Annotated in this window: 3 protein-coding genes; all 3 read left to right on the top strand. The window is 75.4% G+C overall.

Features of this window, described 5'->3' with window-relative positions; translation table 11 throughout:
- From ACFWBN_RS27435 to ACFWBN_RS27425, 3 genes are read left to right on the top strand one after another with little or no spacing between them, the layout of a single operon-like run.
- Positions 1 to 12,642, top strand: a complete 12,642-nt coding sequence (locus tag ACFWBN_RS27435; RefSeq protein ID WP_385180252.1) for an amino acid adenylation domain-containing protein — start codon at positions 1 to 3, stop codon at positions 12,640 to 12,642.
- A complete protein-coding gene (locus ACFWBN_RS27430; protein ID WP_385180249.1) occupies positions 12,639 to 24,317 on the top strand; it encodes an amino acid adenylation domain-containing protein in 11,679 nt (3,892 codons plus the stop codon). The genes ACFWBN_RS27435 and ACFWBN_RS27430 overlap by 4 nt, the downstream gene beginning before the upstream one ends.
- A complete protein-coding gene (locus ACFWBN_RS27425) occupies positions 24,314 to 25,642 on the top strand; it encodes an MFS transporter (protein WP_385180246.1) in 1,329 nt (442 codons plus the stop codon). Before ACFWBN_RS27430 ends, ACFWBN_RS27425 begins: the two co-directional genes overlap by 4 nt.
- Positions 25,643 to 25,698: the final 56 nt, after the last annotated feature.

Genomic DNA, 25,698 nt, shown 5'->3' with positions numbered 1-25,698 from the left:
GTGGCCCGAACCACCCGCACGGTCGAAGACATACTGCCGCTCTCCCCGCTCCAGAGCGGCCTGCTCTTCCACAGCGTCTTCGACGAGGCGACCCCGGACATCTACACCGTCCAGTCGACCTTCCACCTGGCCGGCCCGCTCGACGCGGGCCGGGCCCGGGAGGCCGCCGAGGCCCTGCTGCGCCGGCACGCGAGCCTGCGGGTGGCGTTCAGGCAGCGCAAGGACGGGGAGTGGGCGCAGATCGTCGCGGCCCGCTACCGGCTGCCGTGGACCGAGATCGACCTCTCCGGCCTCGCCGAGGAGGAGGCCGACGCCGAGGCCCGCCGGGCCACGCTCGCCGACCGGGAGCGCCGCTTCGACATCGGCCGGCCGCCCCTGATCCGCTTCACCCTGATCCGGCTCGGCCCCGCCAACCACCGGCTGGTCTTCACCATCCACCACACGGTGCTCGACGGCTGGTCGCTGCCGACCCTGCTCAAGGAGTTCCACAGCCTGTACGTCTCGGGCGGCGACGCCCGGCGGCTGCCGCCGGTCGCCCCCTACCGCGACTACCTCGCCTGGCTGTCCCGCCAGGACGCCGACGCGGCCCGCGCCGCCTGGGACGGCATGCTCGCCGGCCTCGCCGCCCCCACCCTGGTCGCGGGCTCCGGCGAGCACACCCCGCAGGACCCCGGGCGGCACGAGTTCGGGCTCACCGAGGAGCGGACCCGGGCGCTGACCGCCCGGGCCCGCGCCGCCGGCGTCACCGTCAACACCGTGGTCCAGGCCGCCTGGTCGCTCGTACTGGCCGGTCTCACCGGCACCGACGACGTGGTCTTCGGCGTCACCGTCAACGGCCGCCCGGCCGAACTGCCCGGCATCGAGTCCATGGTCGGCCTGTTCATCAACACCCTGCCGCTGCGCATCCGGCTGTCCCCCGAGGAGACGGCGGGCGAGCTCCTCGGCCGGGTGCACCACGCCCAGGCGGAGCTGATCAACCACCAGTACGTGGGCCTGTCGCAGATCCAGCACCGCACCGGACTCGGCCCCCTCTTCGACAGCTCCGTCGTCTTCGAGAACTTCCCCTTCGACTCCGCGCCGGCCGTCTCCGCCGACGCCGACCCGCTGCGGGTGGTGGGCGCCGAGAGCCACTCGGCCAACCACTTCCCGCTCAGCCTGGTCGGGATGCCGCAGGACACCCTGCGCTTCAAGCTCTTCCACCAGCGCGACCTCTTCGACGACGACGCGGCGGCCCGGATCTCCGAACGGTTCCTGGAGCTCCTGGACACCCTGGTGAGCTCACCGGAGCTGCCCCTGGGCCGGATCGACGTGATCGGCGCCGCCGAGACCGCCCGCGCCCTGGCCGCGGCGGCCGGCCCCGTCGCCGCCGACACGGGCGCCGCCGCAGCCGCCGCCGGCCTGCCCACGCTGCCGGAGCTCTTCACCGAGCAGGCCCTGCTCACCCCCGACGCGCCCGCGGTGCGCGCCGGCGGCCGGGTGCTGACCTACCGCGAACTGGACGCCCGGGCCAGCTTCGTGGCCCGCGACCTCGTCCGGCGCGGGGTCGGCCCCGGCCGGAACGTGGCCGTGCTGCTGCCGCGCGGCATCGACCTGGTGGTGGCCCTCCTCGGCGTCGCCAAGTCCGGCGGCGCCTACGTGCCGCTCGACCCCGAGCACCCGGCCGAGCGGATCGCGGCCGTCCTCGCCGACGCCGCCCCCGTACTCGCCCTCACCGCGCCCGGCACCGACCTGGGCGGCATCCCGACCCTGGCCGTCACCGAGCAGGAGGCCGCCTCCTTCACGGCCGCCCCGCACCCCCACGACCCCGCCTACCTGATCTTCACCTCCGGCTCCACCGGCCGCCCCAAGGGCGTCGTCGTCGAGCACCGCTCGGTGGGCGCCTACCTCGCGCGGGCCCGCCGGGCCTACCCCGACGCCGCCGGCCTGACCCTCGTACACTCCTCGGTCACCTTCGACCTCACCGTGACCGGCCTGTACAGCCCGCTCGTCTCCGGCGGCTGCGCCCACCTGTCCGAACTCCCGGAAGCCGTCGGCGGCCCCCGCCCCACCTTCCTCAAGGGCACCCCCAGCCACCTGGAACTCCTGGACACCCTCCCGCAGGAGGTCTCCCCCTCCGGGACCCTCGTCCTCGGCGGCGAGGCCCTGCGCGGCGAGGCCCTGCGGGCCTGGCGCGCGGCCCACCCCGACGCCACCGTGATCAACGCCTACGGTCCCACCGAGGCCACCGTCAACTGCCTGGAGTTCCGGATCGAGCCCGGCGCCGAGGTCGCCGACGGCCCCGTCCCCATCGGCCGCCCCTTCGACGACGCCCGCGCCTACGCCCTGGACGCGGCTCTGCGCCCGGTCGCCCCCGGCGTCCCCGGCGAGCTGTACGTGGCCGGCGTGGTCCTGGCCCGCGGCTACGAGGGCCGCCCCGACCTCACCGCCGAGCGCTTCGTCGCCGACCCGTGGGGCCCGCCCGGCGCCCGCATGTACCGCACCGGCGACCTCGTCCGCCGCCGCCCGGACGGCACCTTCGTGTACGCCGGCCGCGCCGACGACCAGATCAAGCTGCGCGGCTTCCGCATCGAGCCCGGCGAGATCGAGTCGGCCGCCGCCGCCCACCCCGCCGTGACCCGCGCCGTCGTCCTCGCCCGCGAGGACCGCCCCGGCGACACCCGCCTGGTCGCCTACGTCACCCCCGAGTCCGTGGACGCGGACGCCCTGCGCGCGCACCTCGCCGGCGCCCTGCCCGCCTACATGGTCCCGGCCGCCGTCGTCACCCTCCCCGCCCTGCCGCTCACCCCCAACGGCAAGGTGGACCGGGCCGCCCTGCCCGCCCCCGAGGAGACCGCCACCGCCCTGCCCGTCCAGCGGGCCCCGCGCGACCCCCGCGAGGAGCTCGTCCGCGACCTCTTCGCCGGCGTCCTCGGCCACCCCGGCGTCGGCGCCGACGACGACTTCTTCGCCCTCGGCGGCCACTCCCTCCTCGCCATCCGCCTGGTCAGCCGCCTGCGCGCGACCCTGGGCGTCGAACTCTCCGTCAAGCACCTGTTCCAGAACCCCACCCCGGCCGGCCTGGTCCGCTCCCTGGCCGACGCCGAGGAGGCGCGCCCGCCGCTGCGCCGCCAGGAGCGCCCCGACCGGCTGCCGCTCTCGCACGCCCAGCAGCGGCTGTGGTTCCTGCACCGCATGGAGGGCCCCAACCCCGTCTACAACCTGGCCTCCGCGCTCCGCCTGACCGGTCCGCTCGACCACGAGGCGCTGCGCGCCGCCTACGCCGACGTCCTGGAGCGCCACGAGAGCCTGCGCACCGTCATCGCCGAGGACGAGCAGGGCGCCCACCAGGTCGTCCTCACGGACGTCCGCCCCGAGCTGCGCCACGTGCGCTGCTCCGAGGAGGAGCTGGAGGGGCTGCTCGCCGAGCACGCCCGCCACCCCTTCGACCTGTCCGCCGAGATCCCGCTGCGCCTGTCCCTGTTCGAACTCGCCGAGGACCGGCACGAACTGCTCGTCCTGCTCCACCACGTGGCGGGCGACGGCTGGTCCACCCCGCTGCTCACCCGCGACCTGACCCGCTCCTACGCCGCCCGGGCCGCGGGCCACGCCCCCCAGTGGGACGAACTGCCCGTCCAGTACGCCGACTTCGCCCTCTGGCAGCACGGCCTGATGGGCTCCGAGGACGACCCCGACAGCCGCGCCGCCCGCCAGCTCGCCTTCTGGCGCGAGACCCTCGCCGATCTGCCCGAGGAACTCGCCCTCCCCACCGACCGGCCGCGCCCCGCCGTCGCCTCCTACCGCGGCGACAACATCGCGATCGCCATCCCCACCGACCTGCACCGGGCCGTCGCCGAGCGCGCCCGCGCCGCCGACGTCACCGTCTTCATGGTGGTCCAGGCCGCCCTCGCCGTGACCCTCTCCCGGCTCGGCGCCGGCGAGGACATCCCCCTCGGCTCCCCGGTGGCCGGCCGCATGGACGAGGCACTCGACGACCTCGTCGGCGACTTCATCAACACCCTGGTGCTGCGCACCGACGTCAGCGGCGACCCGACCTTCACCGAACTGCTGGGCCGGGTCCGGGAGACCGACCTCGCCGCGTGGTCCCACCAGGACCTCCCCTTCGAGCGGCTGGTCGAGGTCCTCAACCCGGCCCGCTCCCTGGCCCGCTCCCCGCTCTTCCAGGTCCTCCTGGCCTTCAACAACACCGGCGGCCGCGGCGAGGGCGGACAGGCCGACACCGAGGCCGGCGAAGCCCTGCTCGGCGAGCTGTCCGTGGCCGCCCGCGGCGGCGTCGGCGGCGGCGTCGCCAAGTTCGACCTCGCCTTCAACCTGCGCGAACGCCTCACCGCCGACGGCGCGGGCGACGGCATGACCGGCATCCTCGAATACGCCGGCGACCTCTTCGACCACGCCACCGCCGAACGCCTGGCGACCCGCTTCACCACCGTCCTGGCCCGCCTCGTCGAGGAGCCCGACCGGCGCGTCGGCGCCGTGGACGTCCTGCTCGACGGGGAACGCCCCGCCGCCCTCGCCGGCCCCGCCGAGACCGCCCGCCCGGCCCAGGAGCGCTGGTTCCTCGACCGGTTCGAACAGCACGCGGCCGACCACCCGCACGCGCCCGCCGCGCACGCCGGCGACACCACGCTCACCTACGCCGAACTCAACGCCCGGGCCAACGCCCTGGCCCGGCTGCTCCGCGCGCGCGGGGCCGCCCCGGAGCGGTTCGTCGCCGTCGCCCTGCCCCGCACCGCCGACCTGCTCGTCACCCTCCTCGCCGTCCAGAAGGCCGGCGCCGCCTACCTGCCCATCGACACCGGCTTCCCCGCCGACCGCATCCGCCGGATGATCACGAACGCCGATCCCGCCATCCTCGTCACCACCGGCGAACTGCTGCCCGCCCTGCCCGCCGTGGCCGTGCCGACCGTCCTCGCCGACGAGACCGACACCTCCCCGTACGCGAACGGCGACCTCGACGACGTCCGCGTGCCCGCCGCGAGCGCCGCCTACGTCCTGCACACCTCCGGCTCCACCGGCATCCCCAAGGGCGTGGTGGTGCCCCGCTCGGCCCTCGACAACTTCCTGCGGGCCATGGCCGACCGGTGCGCCATGACCCCGGCCGACCGCCTCCTCGCCGTCACCACCGTCGGCTTCGACATCGCCGCCCTGGAGCTGTACCTGCCGCTGGCCACCGGCGGCGCCGTCGTCATCGCCGGACCGGACACCGTCCGCGACCCCGAGGCGCTGCGCGCCGCCGTCACCCGGCACGGCATCACCGTCATGCAGGCCACCCCCACCCTGTGGCGGGCCGCCACCGGCCGGGACGCCTCCTTCCTCGCCGACGTCCGCGTCCTGATCGGCGGGGAGGCCCTGCCCGCCGACCTCGCCGTCGTCCTGACCGCCTCCGCCCGCTCCGTCCTCAACGTCTACGGGCCCACCGAGACCACCGTCTGGTCCACCGCCGCCCCGATCACCGACCCCACCGCCATCCACCTCGGCGAGCCGCTCGACAACACCGGCGTGTACGTCCTGGACGACCGCCTGCGGCCGGTCGCGCCCGGCGTCCCCGGCGAGCTGTACCTTTCCGGCGCCGGCCTCGCCCGCGGCTACCTCGCCCAACCCGGCCGCACCGCCGAGCGGTTCGTGCCCGACCCGTACGGCGCCCCCGGCACCCTGATGTACCGCACCGGCGACGTGACCCGGCGCACCGCGCACGGCCGGCTGGAGTACGTCGGCCGCGGCGACCAGCAGGTCAAGCTGCGCGGCTTCCGCATCGAGGTCGGCGAGATCGAGAGCGTGCTCGCCGCCCACCCGGACGTCACCGCCGCCGCCGTCGGCGTACGCCCCGACGGGGGCGGCGAACCCCGCCTCGTCGCCTGGGTGGTCGGTGGCATCGACCCGCTCGCGCTGCGCGCCCACCTGGCCGCCGCCGTCCCCGAGTACATGGTCCCCGGCGCCTTCGTGATGCTGGCCGAGCTCCCGCTCACCGCCAACGGCAAACTCGACCGCAAGGCCCTGCCCGACCCCGCCGAGACCCACGACACCACCGGCCGGCCGCCCCGCTCCCCGCAGGAGGAGATCCTCTGCGGCCTCTTCGCCGAGATCCTCAGCCGCCCCCGGGTCTCCATCGACGACGACTTCTTCGCCGTCGGCGGCCACTCCCTGGCCGCGATGCGCCTGGTCGGCCGGATCCGCTCGGTCCTCGACGTGGACGTGCCCATCAGCGCCCTCTTCGAGGCACCCACCGTCGCCGCCCTCGCCGCCCGCCTCACCGGAGCCGCCGCGACCCGCGCCCCGCTGGTCGCCGGCCCCCGCCCCGACCGCCTGCCCGCCTCACCCGCCCAGCAGCGCCTGTGGTTCCTGGGCCGCTTCGAGGAGCCGGGCAGCCCCACCTACAACGTGCCCGTGGTCCTGCGGCTGACCGGCACCCTGGACGAGGACGCGCTGCGCACCGCCCTCGCCGACGTCGTCACCCGCCACGAAACCCTGCGGACCGTCTTCGCCGAGGACGCCGACGGACCCCACCAGGTCATCCTGGACCCCGTCCCGGTCCCGCTGGCCGCCCGGCCCGCCACCGAGGAGGAGCTGCCCGCCCTGCTCACCGAGGCCGCCCGGATCGGCTTCGACCTCGCACGGGAGATCCCGCTGCGCGCCCACCTCTTCGCCCTCGCCCCGGACGAGCACGCCCTGCTCCTGGTCATGCACCACATCGCCGGCGACGGCGGCTGGTCGGTCCCCCTGCTCGTCAAGGACCTCACCACCGCCTACGCCGCCCGGCGCGGCGGCACGGACCCGGCCTGGCGGCCCCTGGCCGTCCAGTACGCCGACTACACCCTGTGGCAGCGCCGGGTGCTCGGCTCCGCCGACGACCCGGCGAGCGAGCTGGGCCGGCAACTCGCCTACTGGCGGGACGCGCTCGCGGACCTGCCCGAGGAACTGACCCTGCCCGCCGACCGTCCCCGCCCCCGCCGGGCCACCGGCCACGGCGCCGAACTGCGCTTCCGGATCCCCGCCGAACTCCACACGGAACTGGAGGCCCTCGCCCAGGCGCACCGGGCCAGCCTGTTCATGGTCGTCCAGGCCGCCCTCGCCGTGACCCTCTCCCGGCTCGGCGCCGGCGAGGACATCCCCCTCGGCACCCCCAGCGCCGGCCGCGTCAACGAGGCACTCGACGGCCTCATCGGCTTCTTCGTCAACACCCTCGTCCTGCGCACCGACCTGTCGGGCGACCCCGCCTTCACCGAGGTGCTCGACCGGGTCCGCGCGACCTCCCTGGCCGCCTACGGACACCAGGAAGTGCCCTTCGAACGGCTGGTGGAGACCCTCAACCCGGACCGCTCCCTGGGCCGGCACCCCCTCTTCCAGACCATGGTCACCTGGAACAACGCCGGCCACGAGACCACCGGCCGGCTCACCGAGGACCTGCCCGACCTGCGGATGCGCGTCGGCGAGGTCGGCACCGGCGTGGCCACCTTCGACCTCCTCTTCGCCTTCTCCGACCTGCGCACCGAGCACGGCGCCCCGGACGGGCTCACCGTCCGCCTGGAGTACGGCACCGACCTCTACGACCCGGCCACGGCCGACCTCTTCGCCTCCTCCCTGCTCGCGGTCCTCACCGCCGTCGCCGCCGACGCCGAACGCCCGGTGCACCGCATCGACGTACTGCCCGAGGCGACCCGCGCCCGCCTGCTCCCCGCACCGCCGGCCACCGGCGCCCGCGCCCACCGGCCGCTCGCCGAGACCTTCGCCGCACAGGCCGCCCGCACCCCCGACACCCTCGCCGTCACCGACGACCGGGGCGCGCTCACCTACCGGGAACTGCTGGAGCGGGCCCGCGCCCTGGCCTCCGAACTGCGCCGCCGGGGCCTGGGCCCCGAGGACCGGGTGGCCGTCGCCCTGCCCCGGGGCACCGACCTGGCCGTCGCCCTCGTCGCCGCCCTCACCGCGGGCCCCGCGTACGTGCCGATCGACCCCGAACTCCCGGCCGAGCGGATCGCCCTGATGCTCGCCGACACCGCGCCCGGGGCGCTGGTCACCACCGCCGCGATCGCCGCGGACCTGCCGGCCGCCGACACCGCCCGGATTCTCGTCGAGGACCCGCTGCCCGCGGCCGACCCGGCCGAGACCTTCCCGGCCGCGCTGCCCGACCACCCCTCCTACGTGATCTACACCTCCGGCTCCACCGGCCGCCCCAAGGGCATCGTGATGCCGCACCGCGCCCTGGCCGGCCTGCTCGACTGGCACGAGCGGGCCGTCCCCGGCGAACCCGGCACCGTGGTGGCCCAGTTCACGGCCGTCGGCTTCGACGTCTCCGTCCAGGAGATCCTCTCCGCGCTCCTGGCCGGAAAGACCCTCGCCGTCTGCCCCGAGGACACCCGCCGCGACCCCCGCGAGCTGGCCCGCTGGCTGGCCGAGCAGGCGGTGGCCGAGCTGTACGCGCCGAACCTGGTCGTCGACGGCGTCCTGGAGGCGGCCCGCGAATGCGGCGCCGACCTGTCGGCCCTGCGCCACATCGTCCAGGCCGGCGAGGCCCTGACCCTGCGGGAGCCGGTCCGCGCCCACCACGCGCACGCCGACACCCTCCTGCACAACCACTACGGACCCGCCGAGACCCACGTGGCGACCGCGTGGACGCTGCCCGCCTCCGTGGCGGACTGGCCCGCCACACCGCCGATCGGCAAGCCCGTCGACGGCGCCCGCGCCTACCTCCTGGACGGGAGCCTGCTGCCGGTCCCGCCCGGCGTCACCGGCGAGCTGCACCTGGCCGGCGAAGCCCTCGCCCGCGGCTACCTCGGCCGGCCCGACCTCACCGCCGAGCGGTTCACCGCCGACCCGTTCGGCGCGCCCGGCGCCCGCATGTACCGCACCGGCGACCTGGCCCGGCTGACCGCCGACGGCGACCTCGTCTACGTCGGCCGCGCCGACCACCAGGTCAAGATCCGCGGCTTCCGCATCGAACCCGGCGAGATCGAGGCCGTCCTGACCGCCCACCCGGACCTGGTCCGGGCCGCCGTCACCGTCCGCGAGGACCGTCCCGGCGACAAGCGCCTGGTCGCCTACGCCGTCCCCGACCGGGGCCGCCCGGCACCCACCGCCGGCGAGCTGCGCGCCCACCTCGCGAGCCGGCTGCCCGCCCACATGGTGCCCGCCGCGTACGTGACCCTCGACGAGCTGCCGCTGACCCGCACCGGCAAGCTCGACCGGGCCGCGCTGCCCGCCCCCGCCCACGAGCAGGCCGCCGCCCGCGCCCCGCGCACCCCGCGCGAGGAGGCCCTGTGCGCGCTGTTCGCCGAGGTCCTCGGGATCCCGGCGGTCGGCGTCGACCAGGACTTCTTCGACCTGGGCGGCCACTCGCTGCTCGCCACCCGCCTGGTCGCCCGGGTCCGCTCCGTCCTCGGGGTCGAACTCGCCGTACGGGGCCTCTTCGAGGAGCCCACCCCAGCCGGCCTCGCCACCCTCCTCGACACGGCCGAAGGCGCCCGCCAGGCCGTGACGCGCCGGGAGCGGCCCGAACGGATCCCCCTCTCGCACGGCCAGCGGCGCCTGTGGTTCCTGCACGGCCTGGAGGGGCCCACCGCGACCTACAACATGCCCACGGCCCTGCGGCTGTCCGGCCCCCTGGACATCGAGGCCCTGTGGGCGGCCGTCGGCGACGTCGTCACCCGCCACGAGTCCCTGCGCACCCTCTTCGCCGACGACCCCGACGGCGGCCACCAGGTGATCCTCACCCCCGAGGAGGCCATCGCCCGCCTGGGCGCCCCGCGCACCGTCACCGCGGCGCCGGACGTCCTCGGGGAGCGGCTCGACGAGGCCGCCGCCCGGCCCTTCGACCTGGCCGCCGAACCGCCGGTGCGGGTCACCGTGTTCCGCACCGGCCCCGACGAGCACGTGCTGATGCTGCTCCTGCACCACATCGCCACCGACGGCTGGTCGGCCCCCGTCCTCGCCCGGGACCTCACCTCGGCCTACGCGGCCCGCCACGCCGGCGGCGCCCCCGGCTGGGAGGAGCTCCCGGTCCAGTACGCCGACCACACGCTCTGGCAGCAGGACGTCCTCGGCTCCGAGACCGACCCGGACAGCGCCGCCGCCCGGCAACTCGCCCACTGGCGGCGGACCCTCGCGGACCTGCCCGAGGAACTGGCCCTGCCCGCCGACCGCCCCCGGCCCCCGGTCGCCTCCCACCGCGGCGACGCCGTGGCCTTCCGGGTGCCCGCCGACCTGCACGCCGGCCTCGCCGGCCTCGCGGGCGAGCGCCGGGCCAGCCTCTTCATGGTCGTCCAGGCGGCCTGGGCCACCCTCCTGTCCCGCCTGGGAGCGGGCGAGGACATCCCGGTCGGCACGCCCATCGCCGGCCGCACCGACGAGGCACTGGACGATCTGGTCGGGTTCTTCGTCAACACCCTCGTCCTGCGCACCGACCTCTCCGGCGCCCCGAGCTTCGCGGAACTCCTCGACCGGGTGCGGGAGACCGCGCTGGCCGCGTACGCGAACCAGGACGTGCCCTTCGAACGGCTGGTGGAGGTGCTCAACCCGGCCCGCTCGATGGCCCGCCACCCGCTGTTCCAGACCATGCTGATGTGGAACAACACCGACGACCGGCTGTCCGACGCCGTCGCCGACCGGTTCCCCGGCCTGACCGCCCGGGCCCTGCCGCTGGGCACGCGGGTCGCGAAGTTCGACCTCACCCTCGCCCTGAAGGAGGCCCACGCGCCCGACGGCACCCCCGCCGGCCTGCACGGCCACCTCGAGTTCGCCGCCGACCTCTTCGACCGGGCCACGGCCGAGGACCTCGTCGAACGGTTCACACGGGTGCTGCGAGCGGTGGTGGCCGCGCCGGGGACGCCGGTGACGGACGTGGACGTGATGGCCCCGGGCGAACGGGAGAGGGTTCTCGGTGAGTGGAACGACAGCGACCGTGAGATTCCGGGGCACTCGGTCCCGGAGCTCTTCGCGGCGCGTGCTGCGGTCGCGCCTGAGGCGCCTGCTGTGGTCTTCGGTGGCGTGGAGGTCTCGTACGGGGAGCTGAACGCGCGGGCGAACCGGTTGGCGCGTTGGCTGGTGGAGCGTGGTGCGGGTCCCGAGCGCCTCGTCGCCGTGGTGCTGCCGCGTTCGGTGGACCTGGTGGTGGCGCTGCTGGCGGTGCTGAAGTCGGGCGCCGGGTACGTGCCGGTGGACCCGGAATTCCCGCAGGAGCGCATCGACCACATCCTGGGCGACGCGAACCCGGTGCTGACGCTCACCGAGGCCGATCTCGCGCAAGCGGATCTGTCCGGGTACGCGGCCGACGACCCGGCGGTGCCGGGCCGGTCGGGCGACCAGGTGGCCTACGTCATCTACACCTCGGGCTCCACCGGCCGCCCCAAGGGCGTGGCCGTGCCGTCCGCGGCGCTCGTCAACTTCCTGACCTCGATGCAGGACCGCTTCGCGCTCACCCGGCAGGACCGCCTGGTCGCCGTGACCACGGTCGGCTTCGACATCGCCGGCCTCGAACTCTTCCTCCCCCTCCTGCACGGCGCCCGGGTGATCCTGGCCGCCAGGGAGACGGTCCGGGACACCGCCGCACTCGCGGCCCTGATCAGGGACTCGTCCGCGACCATCGTCCAGGCCACCCCCAGCCTGTGGCACGCACTGGCCGAGGCGGACGGCGTGCCCGCGGGGCTGCGGGTCCTGGTGGGCGGCGAAGCACTGCCGGCCCCGCTGGCCCGCACCCTCGCGGAGGGCGGCCGGTCCGTGACCAACCTGTACGGGCCGACCGAGACGACGATCTGGTCCACGGCGGCGCCGGTCCCGGCCTCCGGCGAGGTCTCGATCGGCGACCCCGTCGCCAACACCCGCGTCTACGTCCTCGACGCCGGCCTGCGGCCCGTCCCCCTCGGTGTCGCGGGCGAGCTCTACATCGCGGGCGCCGGCCTGGCCCGCGGCTACCACCGCCGGCCCGGCCTCTCGGCGGAACGTTTCGTCGCCGACCCGTTCGGCGCGCCCGGCACCCGCATGTACCGCACCGGCGACCTGGTCCGCCGCACCGCCGACGGCCGGCTCGACTACCTGGGCCGCACCGACTTCCAGGTCAAGGTGCGCGGCTTCCGCATCGAACTCGGCGAGATCGAGGCGGCGGTCCTCGACCATCCGGACGTGACCCGGGCCGCCGTCGTCGTACGCGAGGACCAGCCCGGCGACAAGCGCCTGGTGGCCTACCTCGTCCCGACACCGGACGGCGCCCCCGACGGGGACGTGCTCCGCAAGCACGTCGCCGCCGCCCTGCCCGACTACATGGTGCCCGCCGCCTTCGTCACCCTCGACGCCCTGCCGCTGACCCCCAACGGCAAGCTCGACCGGGCCGCCCTGCCCGCCCCCGCCCTCGGCGGCCTCGGCGAGGGCCGCGCCCCGCGCACCCCGCAGGAGGAGATCCTGTGCGGCCTGTTCGCCGAGGTCCTCGGCGTCGCCGCGGTCACCATCGACGACGACTTCTTCGTCCTCGGCGGGCACTCGCTGCTCGCGGGCCGCCTGGCCGCCAAGGTCCGCTCCGCCCTCGGCAAGGAGATGAGCATCCGCGGCTTCTTCGAGAAGCCCACTGTCGCGGCCCTGGCCGAGAGCCTCGAACGCGCGCAGGCCACCACCACCCGTCCCGCGCTGCGCCGCCGGACCGGGAACAAGGAGAACTCGTGACCACGCTGTCCTTCTCGCAGCGCCGCCTGTGGTTCCTCAACCAGTTGGACGGCCCGAGCGCGATCTACAACATCCCCACCGCCCTGCGGCTGTCCGGCTCGCTGGACCGCGACGCGCTGCGCTCCGCCCTCGCGGACGTCGTGACCCGCCACGAGACCCTCCGTACGGTCCTCGCCGAAGGGGCCGACGGCCCCCGGCAGCTCGTCCTGGACGCCGCCGAGTCCGCCCCCGCCCTGTCGGTGGTCCGGCTCGGCGAGCCCGAGCTGGACGGGGCCCTGGAGGCCGCGGCCCGGCACGAGTTCGACCTGCTCGCCGAGGCCCCGATCCGCTGCACCCTGTTCGAACTCGGCCCGGACGAGCACGTCCTGCTCGTACTCCTGCACCACGTGGCCGGCGACGGCTGGTCGATCCCCGTGCTCGTCCGCGACGTCCTCACCGCCTACACGGCCCGGCTGGCGGGCCACGCCCCGGGATGGGAGGAACTCCCCGTCCAGTACTCCGACTTCACCGTCTGGCAGCAGGAGGTCCTGGGCTCCGAGGACGACCCCGCCAGCGTGATTTCGCAGCAGCTCGCGCACTGGCGCGAGGCGCTCGCCGACCTGCCCGAGGAACTGGGCCTGCCCACCGACCGCCCCCGCCCGGCGGCCGCCTCCCACCGCGGCGACACCCTGCCCTTCACGGTGCCCGCCGACCTCCACGCACGCCTCCTGGAACTGGCCCGCGAGCACCGGGCCAGCCCCTTCATGGTCGTCCAGGCCGCCCTGGCCATCCTGCTGTCCAAGCTCAGCGGCAGCACCGACGTCCCCATCGGCACGCCGATCGCAGGGCGCACCGACGAGGCCCTGGAGGACCTGGTCGGGTTCTTCGTCAACACCCTCGTCCTGCGCACCGACCTCTCCGGCACCCCCACCTTCCGGGACCTCCTGCAGCGCGTCAGGGACACCGACCTGGCCGCCTACGAACACCAGGACGTGCCCTTCGAACGGCTGGTGGAGGTCCTCAACCCGGCCCGGGCCATGGCCCGTCACCCCCTCTTCCAGACGCTGCTCACCTGGAACGACAACGACCAGCGGCAGGCGCGCACGGCGGCGGCCAGCCTGCCCGGCCTGACCGTCTCCGGCCACACGGCCGAGACCCGCACCGCGCGCTTCGACCTCTCCTTCACCCTGGAGGAGCGGCGCGGGCCCGCCGGCGCACCCGACGGCCTCACCGGAGCCCTGAACTACAGCACGGACCTGTTCGACCGGGCCACCGCCGAGTCCGTCGCCGAACGCTTCACGCGGGTGCTGGGCGCGGTGGTGAGCGCACCGGACCTGCCGGTGTCGCGCGTGGACCTGCTGTCCCCGCAGGAACAGGACCAGGTCCTGGAGACGTGGAACGCCACGGACCGCCCGATCGAACCGGTCTCCGTCCCGGAGCTCTTCGCGGCGCGTGCCGCGGTCGCGCCCGAGGCGCCCGCCGTGGTCTTCGACGGTGTGGAGGTCTCGTACGGGGAGCTGAACGCGCGGGCGAACCGGTTGGCGCGTTGGCTGGTGGAGCGTGGTGCGGGTCCCGAGCGGCTCGTCGCCGTGGTGCTGCCGCGTTCGGTGGACCTGGTGGTGGCGCTGCTGGCGGTGCTGAAGTCGGGTGCCGGGTACGTGCCGGTGGACCCGGAGTTCCCGCAGGAGCGCATCGACCACATCCTGCAGGACGCCGATCCGGTGCTGACGCTGACCGCGGCGGATCTCGCGGAAGCGGATCTCTCGGGCTACGCGGCCGATGACGTCGAGGTGGCGGACCGGTCCGGCCGGCAGGTGGCGTACGTCATCTACACCTCGGGCTCCACCGGCCGCCCCAAGGGCGTCGCGGTGCCGGGGGAGGCGCTCGTCAACTTCCTGGCCTCGATGCAGGACCACTTCGCCCTGACCGCACAGGACCGCCTGGTCGCGGTCACCACGGTCGGCTTCGACATCGCCGGCCTCGAACTCTTCCTCCCCCTCCTCCACGGCGCCGGGATCGTGCTCGCCTCGCGCGACACCGTCCGCGACGCCCCGGAACTGGCCCGCCTCCTGCGGGAATCGGGGGCCTCCGTCATGCAGGCCACGCCGAGCCTGTGGCACGCCCTCACCGAGGCCGGCCCGCTGCCGGCCGGGCTGCGCGTCCTGGTCGGCGGCGAGGCGCTGCCCGCCGAGCTGGCCCGTACCCTCGCCGCGGACGGCAGGTCCGTGACGAACCTCTACGGTCCGACCGAGACGACGATCTGGTCCACCTCGGCCACCGTTCCCGCCTCCGGCGACGTCTCCATCGGCCGCCCCATCGCCAACACCCGCCTCTACGTCCTGGACGCGGGCCTGCGCCCGGTGCCGGCCGGCGTGGCCGGCGAGCTCTACATCGCCGGCTCCGGCCTGGCCCGCGGCTACCACCAGCGGGCCGGCCTGTCCGCCGAGCGGTTCGTCGCCGACCCGTTCGCCGCGCCCGGCAGCCGCATGTACCGCACCGGCGACCTGGTCCGCCGGCGCGCCGACGGCAGCCTCGACTACCTGGGCCGCACCGACTTCCAGGTGAAGGTCCGCGGCTTCCGCATCGAACTCGGCGAGATCGAGACGGCCGTCGCCGCACACCCCGACGTCGCCCGCGCCGCCGTCCTCGTCCGCGAGGACCACCCCGGCGACAAGCGCCTCGTGGCCTACGCGGTCCCCGCCGCCGACCGGGCGATCGACCACGCCCTGCTCCGCAAGCACGTGGCCGCCGCCCTGCCCGAGTACATGGTGCCCGCCGCGTTCGTCACCCTCGACGCCCTGCCGCTGACCCCCAACGGCAAGCTCGACCGCGCCGCCCTGCCCGCCCCCGCGTACGGGGTGGAGAGCACCGGCCGGGCCCCGCGCACCCCGCAGGAGGAGATCCTGTGCGGGCTGTTCGCCGAGGTCCTCGGCGTCGCCCGGATCTCGGTCGACGAGGACTTCTTCGCCCGGGGCGGCCACTCCCTGCTCGCGCTGCGGCTCATGACCCGCGTCCGCGCCACCCTCGGCGTGGACCTCCCGGTCCGGCAGCTGTTCGAGACCCCGACCGTCGCCGGCCTCGCCGGGCTGCTCGGCTCCGGCGACGCCGCGCGCCTCCCGCTGACGGCCCGCCCCCGCCCCGAGCGGGTGCCGGTCTCCTTCGCCCAGCGCCGCCTGTGGTTCCTCGGCCGGCTGGAGGGACCGACCGCCGCCCACAACATCCCCACCACCCTGCGCCTGTCCGGCTCGCTGGACCGCGACGCGCTGTCCTCCGCCCTCGCGGACGTCGTGACCCGCCACGAGACCCTCCGTACGATCTTCGCCGAAGACGCCGAGGGCCCCCACCAGATCCTCCTCACCCCCGAACAGGCCCGGCCCGAGCCCGTGTTCGCGCGGACCGACGAGGCCGGCCTGGCCGAGGAGCTGCGGCGGGCCGCCCGCCGCGGCTTCGACCTGGCCGTGGAGCCGCCCCTGCGGGCCCACCTGTTCCGGCTCGGCCCCGACGAGCACGTGCTCATGCTGCTCGTGCACCACATCGCGAGCGACGGCGGCTGGTCCACCCCGATCATGGTCCGCGACCTCACCACCGCCTACGCCGCGCGCTGCGCCGGCGAGGCACCCGCCTGGACGCCGCTGCCGGTCCAGTACGCCGACTACACCCTGTGGCAGCGCGAGGTCCTCGGCTCCGAGGACGACCCCGACAGCCCCGTCTCGCGGCAGCTCGCCCACTGGCGCGAGACCCTGCGGGACCTCCCCGAGGAACTGGGCCTGCCCACCGACCGGCCCCGGCCGGCCGCGAGCTCCTACCGGGGCGACAGCGTGCCGGTGGCGATCCCCGCCGCCCTCCACCGCCGCCTGGAGCTCCTGGCCCGCGAGAACCGGGCCAGCCTCTTCATGGTGGTGCAGGCCGGCCTCGCCGCCCTGCTGTCCAAGCTGAGCGGCACCGCGGACATCCCGATCGGCACCCCGATCGCCGGCCGCACCGACGAGGCCCTGGAGGAGCTCGTCGGGTTCTTCGTCAACACCCTCGTCCTGCGCACCGACCTCTCCGGCGACCCGACCTTCACCGAGCTGGTGGCCCGGGCCCGGCAGACCGACCTGGCGGCCTACGCCCACCAGGACGTCCCCTTCGAACGGCTGGTGGAGGTGCTCAACCCGGCCCGCTCGATGGGCCGCCACCCGCTGTTCCAGACCATGCTGGCCTTCAACAACGTCGACCAGAAGGCCGCCCTCGGCGAGGGCCGGCTGCCCGGACTGACCGTCTCCGGAGACCACGTCGGCACCGGCGTCGCCCAGTTCGACCTGCTGCTCGCCGTGGCCGATGCCCGGGCCGAGGACGGCGCCCCCGACGGGCTCACCGGCCACCTCGAATACAACGCCGACCTCTTCGACCGGTCCACCGCCGAAACCCTCGTGCGGCGCCTGACGCTCCTGCTCGACTCCGTCAGCCAGGACCCCGAGCGGCCCCTGAGCCACGTCGAGCTGCTGGAGGAGGACGAGCGCCGCCGCATCCTCGGCACGTGGATCGACACCGCCCGCGAAGTGCCCCGCGCCACCCTGCCCGCCCTCTTCGAGGCGCAGGCCGCCCGCACGCCCGACGCGCCCGCCGTGCTCTTCGGGGACCGCTCCCTGACCTACGCCGAACTCAACGGCCGGGCCAACCGCCTGGCCCGCCTGCTCACGGAGCGGGGCGCGGGCCCGGAGGGCTTCGTCGGCATCGCACTGCCGCGCACCGAACTGACCCTCGTCGCCGTCCTCGGCGTCCTCAAGTCCGGCGCCGCCTACGTGCCGATCGACCCCGAGTACCCGGCCGACCGCATCGCCCACCTGCTCCGCGACGCCGCCCCCGGCCTGCTGCTCACCACGCGGGACGTGCTGTCCCGGCTGCCCGACGAGGGGCCCGTGCGGATCGTCCTCGACGACCCGCAGACCGGGGCCGCGCTGTCCCGGCAGCCCGCGCACGACCCCTCCGACGACGACCGGGCCGCGCCCCTGCGCCCCTCGCACGCCGCCTACGCCATCTACACCTCCGGCTCCACCGGCCTCCCCAAGGGCGTGGTGGTGCCCCACGAGAACGTCGCCGACCTGGCGGCCTGGGCGGCCGGGGAGTTCGGCGCCGAGGGCATGGCCCACGTCGTGGCCTCCACCTCGCTCAACTTCGACGTCTCCGTCTTCGAGATGTTCGGCCCGCTGCTGTCCGGCGGCACCGTCGAGGTGATGCGGGACGTCCTGGAACTGGCCGACCCCGCCCACGCCGGCCGCTCGGTCTCCCTGGTCAGCGGCGTCCCCTCGGCGATGGCCCAGATCGTCGGGGACGGCGGCCCGCTGGTCACCGCCCGCGAGGTCGTCCTCGCCGGCGAGGCCGTCTCCGCCCGCGACGCCAACGCCATCGTGCGGGCCGTCGGCGCCGGACGGTTCGCGAACATCTACGGCCCCACCGAGGCCACCGTCTACGCCGCCGCCTGGTACACCCGGGACGAGATCGCCGGCGTCCCCCCGATCGGCGCCCCCCTCCGCAACACCCGGCTCTACGTCCTGGACGCGGCCCTGCGCCCCGTCCCGGTCGGTGTCGCGGGCGAGCTCTACATCGCGGGCGCCGGCCTGGCCCGCGGCTACCACCGCCGGCCCGGCCTGTCGGCGGAACGTTTCGTCGCCGACCCCCACGGCCCGGCCGGCACCCGGATGTACCGCACCGGCGACCTGGTCCGCTGGAGCGCCGAAGGCAGCCTCGACTACCTGGGCCGCACCGACTTCCAGGTCAAGGTGCGCGGCTTCCGCATCGAACTCGGCGAGATCGAGACGGCCGTCGCCGCACACCCCGACATCGCCCGCGTCGCCGTCGTCGTCCGCGAGGACCGGCCCGGCGACAAACGCCTCGTCGCCTACGTGGTCCCGGCCACCGGCCGGACCGTCGACGGGGCCCGCCTGCGCGGACACGTCGCCGCCTCGCTGCCCGACTACATGGTCCCCTCCGCGTTCGTCACCCTCGACGCCCTGCCGCTCAACCCCAACGGCAAGCTCGACCGGGCCGCCCTGCCCGCCCCCGCCTACGGGCCGGCCCGCCTCGGCCGGGCCCCGCGCACCCCCCGCGAGGAGATCCTGTGCGGGCTGTTCGCCGAGGTCCTCGGCGTCCCGAAGGTCTCCCTCGACGACGACTTCTTCACCCTCGGCGGCCACTCGCTGCTCGCCACCCGCCTCGCCGGCCGCATCCGCACCACCCTCGGCGAGGAACTGACCATCCGGCAGTTCTTCGAGACCCCGACCGTGGCCGGCCTCGCCGCCGTCCTCGGCTCCGGCGGCCCCGCCCGGACCCCCCTCCTGGCCGCCGCCCGCCCCGAGCGCGTCCCGCTCTCCTTCGCCCAGCAACGCCTGTGGTTCCTCGGCCGGTTCGAGGGCCGCAGCCACACCTACAACGTGCCGACCGGCCTGCGGCTGTCCGGCGCGGTGGACCGGGACGCCCTGCGCTCCGCCCTCGCCGACCTCGTCACCCGCCACGAGACCCTCCGCACGGTCTTCGCCGAGGACGCCGAAGGCCCGTACCAGACCGTGCTCGCCCCCGAGCTCGCCCGGCCGGACCTCCCCGTGATCGAGACCACCGAGGCGGAGCTCGTCGACGCCCTGGAGCGGGAGGCCCGCCACGGCTTCGACGTCAGCGTCGAACCCCCGCTGCGGGCCCGCCTGTTCGCCGTCGGCCCCGAGGAGCACGTGCTGCTGCTCCTCGTCCACCACATCGCCACCGACGGCTGGTCGATGCCGCTGCTCGTCCGCGACCTCACGGCCGCCTACGCCGCCCGCTGCCGCGGCGAGGCCCCCCGATGGACGGCCCTGCCGGTCCAGTACGCCGACTACACCCTGTGGCAGCGCGAGCTGCTCGGCTCCGAGGACGACCCCGACAGCCTCGTCTCCCGGCAACTCGCCCACTGGCGGCAGACCCTGGCCGGGCTGCCCGAGGAGCTGGACCTGCCCACCGACCGCCCCCGCCCGGCCGTCGCCTCCTACCGGGGCGACGTCCTGGACGTGGAGATCCCGGCCGCCACCCACGCCCTGCTCACCGACCTGGCCCGGGAGAACCACGCCAGCCTCTTCATGGTGGTGCAGGCCGCCCTGGCCACCCTGCTGTCCAAGCTGAGCGGGGCCACCGACATCCCGATCGGCACCCCGATCGCCGGCCGCACCGACGAGGCCCTGGAGGACCTGGTCGGCTTCTTCGCCAACACCCTCGTGCTGCGCACCGAGGTGGCGGCCGACGAGACCTTCGCCGACCTCGTCGGCCGGGTCCGGGAGACCGACCTCACCGCCTACGCCCACCAGGACGTCCCCTTCGAACGCCTCGTGGACGTCCTCAACCCGGCCCGCTCGATGGCCCGGCACCCGCTCTTCCAGACCATGCTGACCTTCGACAACGTCGCCGCGCGCGACACCTCCGAGGCCGCCGGCACCGCGCCGCTGCCGGACGTGGCCGCCTCCGGCCAGGGCGTCGGCACCGGGGTCGCGCGCTTCGACCTGATGTTCCGGCTCGGCGAACGGCACACCGCCGACGGCCGGCCCGGCGGGATCGCCGGCGTCCTGGAGTACGCCGGCGACCTCTTCGACCGGGAGACCGCCCGCGGCCTCGCCGACCGGCTGGTGGCCGTCCTGACGGCCGCCGCCGCCCGCCCCCACGCCCCGATCGGCTCCCTCGACACCCTGCCCGAGCAGGACCGCGGCCGGCTGCTCGTGACCTGGAACGACACCGCCCGCGCACTGCCCGCCGACCACCTGCCCGAGCTGTTCCGGCAGCAGGCCGCCCGCACCCCCGACGCGCCCGCCCTCGTCTTCGAGGACCTGACCCTCGACTACCGCGAGCTCGACACCCGATCCGACCGCCTCGCCCACGCCCTCGCCGCGCGCGGCGTCGGCCCCGAGGACCTGGTGGCCGTGGCCCTGCCCCGGACCGACACGATGGTCACGGCCCTGCTCGCCGTCCTCAAGACCGGCGCGGCGTACGTGCCGATCGACCCCGAATACCCGGCCGACCGCGTCGCCTACATGCTGGCCGACGCCGCCCCGGTCCTCCTCCTCACCGACCGCGAGACCTCCGCCGCGCTCCCCGCCGACGGCACCCTCCCCGAGGTCCCGCGCCTGGTCCTCGACGACCCGGCGACCCTCCGCGCGCTCGACGCCACGACCGCGGCCGAACTCGAAGAGGTCCGCCGGCTCGCCCCGCCCCACCCCGAGCACCCGGCCTACGTCATCTACACCTCCGGCTCCACCGGCCGCCCCAAGGGCGTGGTCGTCGGCCACGGCAACCTGCTCAACCTCCTCAACGCGATGCGCGACCACCTGCGGCTGACCGAGGACGACCGGCTGCTCGCCGTCACCACCATCGGCTTCGACATCTCCAACCTGGAGCTGTGGACCCCGCTCGCCCACGGCGCCCGGCTCGTCCTCGCGGCCCGCGAGACGGTCAAGGACCCGCTCGCACTGGCCCGGCTCGTCGAGGAATCCGGCGCCACCGTGCTCCAGGCCACCCCGACCGCCTGGCAGGGCCTGGTGACCGCCCGCCCCGAAGCCCTGCGCGGGCTCGTCAAACTCGTCGGCGGCGAGGCCCTGCCCGGTCCCCTCGGCCGCGCCCTGCACGAACTGGGAGGCTCCCTCACCAACGTCTACGGGCCCACCGAGACCACCATCTGGTCCACCGCCGCCCGCCTGGACGCCGAGACCTGCGAACGGCCGCCGATCGGCCGGCCCCTCGACAACACCCGCGTCTACGTACTGGACGGCGGCCTGAGCCCGGTGGCCCCCGGCGAGGCCGGCGAGCTGTACATCGCCGGCCTCGGGGTGGCCCGCGGCTACCTGGGCCGCCCCGGACTGTCCGCCGAACGGTTCACCGCCGACCCCTTCGGCCCCGCCGGCACCCGCATGTACCGCACCGGCGACCTCGTCCGCTGGAGTGCGGACGGGACCCTCGAATACATCGGCCGCACCGACCACCAGGTCAAGGTGCGCGGCTTCCGGATCGAACTCGGCGAGATCGAGGCCGCCCTGACCGCGCACCCAGAGGTCGCCCAGGCGGTGGTCGTCGCCCGCGAGACCACCCCCGGCGACAAGCAGCTGGTGGCCTACGCCGTGCCCGACCGGGGCGACGGGGCGCGCGACACGGAGCGGGAGACCCGCCAGGTCCGGGAGTGGGAGGCCGCCTACGACGCCCTCTACGACGAGCCCGGCTCCGACACCTTCGGCGAGGACTTCGGCATCTGGCGCAGCACCTATACCGGCGAGCCGATCCCCCTGGAGGAGATGCGGGAGTGGCGCTCCGGCACCGTCGAGCGCATCCTCGCCGGCCGGCCCCGCCGGGTGCTGGAGATCGGCGTCGGCACCGGCCTGATCCTCGCCCACGTCGCCCCGCACTGCGAGAGCTACTGGGGCACCGACCTCTCGGGGGCCGTCGTCGAACGGCTCCGCGCCGAGGTGGCCGGCCGGCCCGAACTCGCCGACCGGGTCACCCTGACCACCCAGCCCGCCCACGACATCGACGGCCTGCCCCGGGGCGCCTTCGACACCGTCGTGCTCAACTCGGTGGTCCAGTACTTCCCGAGCGCCGACTACCTCACCGACGTACTGGCCAAGGTGACGGAACTGCTCGCGCCCGGCGGCACCGTGTTCGTCGGCGACGTCCGCAACCTGCGCACCCTGCGCCCCCTGCGCGGGGCCGTCGCCCTGCACGGCCGGGACGCCGACACCCGATCCGACGCCGACCGGGACCGGCTGCGCGCCGGGATCGAGCGCAGCGTGAGCCGGGAGAAGGAACTGCTGCTCGCCCCCGAGTGGTTCACCGAGCTGCGGGCGAGCCTGCCCGCGGTCCGCGGCCTGGACCTGCGGATCCGGCGCGGCGTCCACCACAACGAGCTGACCCGGCACCGCTACGACGTGGTGCTGCGCACCGGCGCCGCCCCCGGCCTGGACGTGGCCGACGCCCCCGCGCTGGCCTGGGGCGAGCGGATCCGCGCGATCGAGGACCTGGCCGCCGAACTGGCCGGGTCGGCCCCCCGCCTGCTGCGGGTCACCGGCATCCCCAACCGCCGGGTGCTCGCCGAGGCCGAAGCCGTCCTGGAACTGTTCGGCCGGGAGCCCCGCCCGGTCGCCGGGCCCGCCGGGGGAGTCGACCCCGAGGAGCTCCACGCCCTCGCCGACCGCGCCGGCTACCGGGTGGCGATCACCTGGTCGGGCGCGGCCGCGGCCGCGGGTACGGACGAGGACGGCGAGGCGGGGGCGCTGGACGCGGTCTTCGTCGCCGCCGGACCCCAGGCGGCTCCCGTACCGGACGAGCCCGCCGACCTCGCGCTGACGGGGGTGTACCGGGCGGCGCCCGACGCCGGCACCGGCCGCGCCCACGCCAACGATCCCGCCCGCTGGCGCGAGACCGACGGCCTGGGGACCGCTCTGCGGGACCGGCTGAAGGACACCCTGCCCGCGCACATGGTGCCCGCGGCCGTCGTCACCCTCGACGCGCTCCCGCTGACCCCCAACGGCAAGGTCGACCGCAAGGCGCTCCCGGCCCCCGACTTCTCGGCCCGGGTCGCAGGCCGGCCGCCGACCACCCCGCGCGAGGAACTGATGTGCGCCCTGTTCGCCGAGGTGCTGGGCCTCGCACGGGTGGGTCTGGACGACAACTTCTTCGAGTTCGGCGGGCACTCCCTGCTGGCGACGAGGCTGTCCGGCCGGGTCGGCGCCGTCCTCGGCGTGGAGGTGCCGCTGCGCCGGCTCTTCCAGGCACCCACCCCCGCCGAGCTGCTCCGCGCCCTGGAGCCGGCGGGCGAACCGGACGGGCACGGGGTGCTCGTACCGCTGCGGGCGTCCGGTTCCGCCTCACCGCTGTTCTGCGTGCACCCGGCCGCCGGCCTCAGCTGGTGCTACCTCGGACTGCTCGCACACCTCGGCCCCCAGTACCCGCTGTACGGGCTGCAGGCGCGCGGGACGGACGGCGCCGAGCCGCTGCCCGCCTCGATCGAGGAGATGGCCGCCGACTACGCCGACCGGATCCGCTCGGCGTCCCCCGAAGGCCCGTACCGGCTCGTCGGCTGGTCGGTCGGCGGGACCATCGCCCACGCGATCGCGGCCGAACTGGAGCGGCGGGGCGAGCGGGTGGAACTGCTGGCCATCCTCGACGCCTACCCGGTGGCCGACGCCGTCGGCACCGAACCGCCCGGCGAGGCCGCGATCGTCGCCCGCAACCTGCGGGCGATCGGCTTCGACTTCCAGGAGTCCGAGCTCACCCCCGAGACCTTCCCCATCGACCGCTACCGGGCCTTCCTGGCCCGCGAGAACAAGGTGATGGCCCGGTTCGAGGCGCACGAGATCCTCGCCATGAAGGACGTCTACGTCAACAACACCCGGCTCATGTGGTCCCACACCCCCGGCCACTTCAGCGGCGACGTCCTGTTCGTCACCGCCGAACGCGACCGCGGGGCGCTCGCCCTGGAGCGGGGCCACCGGGCCTGGGAACCCCACGTGGGGGGAGTCGTCGAGAACCACCCCGTCGACTCCGACCACGAGGGCCTGATGACCCGGCCCGGACCCATCGCCCACGTCGGACGGCTGCTCGCGGAGCGGCTGGAGGCCCTGGACGCGGCCGCGGCGGCCGGCGGGGCGGGCGGGGCGGGCGGGGCGGGCGTGCGTAGAAACGGCGTAGACGCCGCACGCAGGCTCGGCGCATGACAACGGTGGACGAGAGGACGGTTGCGGCGCTCCCCCTTCGCCGCAACCGTGACTTCCTCCTGTTGTGGACGGGCAACTGGCTGCAGTTCTTCGGCTCCCGCATGGGCGGGGTCTGCTACCCACTGCTCGCACTCCAGATCTCCGGCGGGTCGGCCCGAGCCGTCGGCCTGGCCTCGGCGGCGGCCGTGCTGCCGTACGCCGTGGTCCAGTTGCCCGCCGGAGTTCTGGTCGACCGCTGGGACCGGCGCACGGTGATGCGCGTGTGCGCGGCGGGCCGGACCCTGGTCCTGGGGACGGTGGCCGCGGCGGTGTTCCTCGGCGGGCTCGGCATGGGCTCACTGCTGGCGCTGATCGCCGCCGACGTCTCCCTGACCATCGTCGCCGGCCTCGCCGAACGGGCCGCCGTACGCACCGTCGTCCCGGCGGCCCACCTGACCGCCGCACTCTCCCAGAACGAGGCCCGCGGCAGGATCGCGGGTCTCCTGGGCGGGCCGGCGGGCACCGTGCTGTTCACCTGGGCGCGCTGGAGCCCCTACCTCGCCGCCGCCGTCGGCGCCGTCATCGCGGCCGTCAACCTCCGCTTCATCCGGGCCGACTGCAAACCGGCCGCCGCGGCCGGGCACCGCCGGATCCGCGAGGACCTGGCCGACGGACTGCGCTGGCTGCGGGGGCAGCACGGGCTGCGCGCCATGCTGCCCGTGCTGACCCTGGCCGCCGCCCTGCTCCAGGTGGTCTCGCTCGGACTCGTCGTGATCCTGGTCAAGGAGCAGGGCCACGCGGAGTCGACGGTGGGCCTGGTGCTCGGGATCAGCGGATGCGGCGGGGTGCTCGGCGCGCTCACCGCCCGCTGGTGGATGGCCCGGTTCTCGCTGCCCGTCCTCCTGATCGGCGGCCTGGCCCTGTGGTCCGCGCTGATGGCCGCCATGGCCTGGGCCACAGGACCGATCGCCCTGGGGGCGCTGTTCGGCGCGATGAACACGATCGGCGCGATCTTCGGGGTGGCCACCGCCGTCTACCAGATGACCGCCACCCCGGAGGCGCTCCAGGGCCGGGTCGCGGCCCTGGCCGGGCTCGTCACCGCCGCCGGCACCACGGCCGGCGCGTTCGGCGCCGGCGGGCTCCTCGGCGAGTGGGGCGGCTCCCGCGCCCTGCAGGCCGCCGCCGCCGGGATGGCCCTGCTCGCCCTGGTGGCCGGGCTGGTCCCGGCGGTACGGCGGGCCAGGATCGCCGGACCGGAGCCGGCCGCCCCACGGCCCGAGGACACCCCCACGTCCCCGGCGTCCCCCGCGTCCCCTGCTCCCGCTTCCCCCGCCCCCAAGTCCTGACCGACCCCCACCGGTCCCACCTCCGAACTCCCCCCACCCGCACTCCCGCCCGCTCC

Source organism: Streptomyces sp. NPDC059989 (assembly GCF_042736975.1).
GTDB lineage: Bacteria > Actinomycetota > Actinomycetes > Streptomycetales > Streptomycetaceae > Streptomyces.
This window is presented reverse-complemented; position numbering and strand designations above follow the sequence as displayed.

Coding starts and splice junctions, on each gene's coding strand:
- ACFWBN_RS27425 (WP_385180246.1), top strand. CDS start 24,314: ATGACAACGGTGGACGAGAGGACGGTTGCGGCGCTCCCCCTTCGCCGC.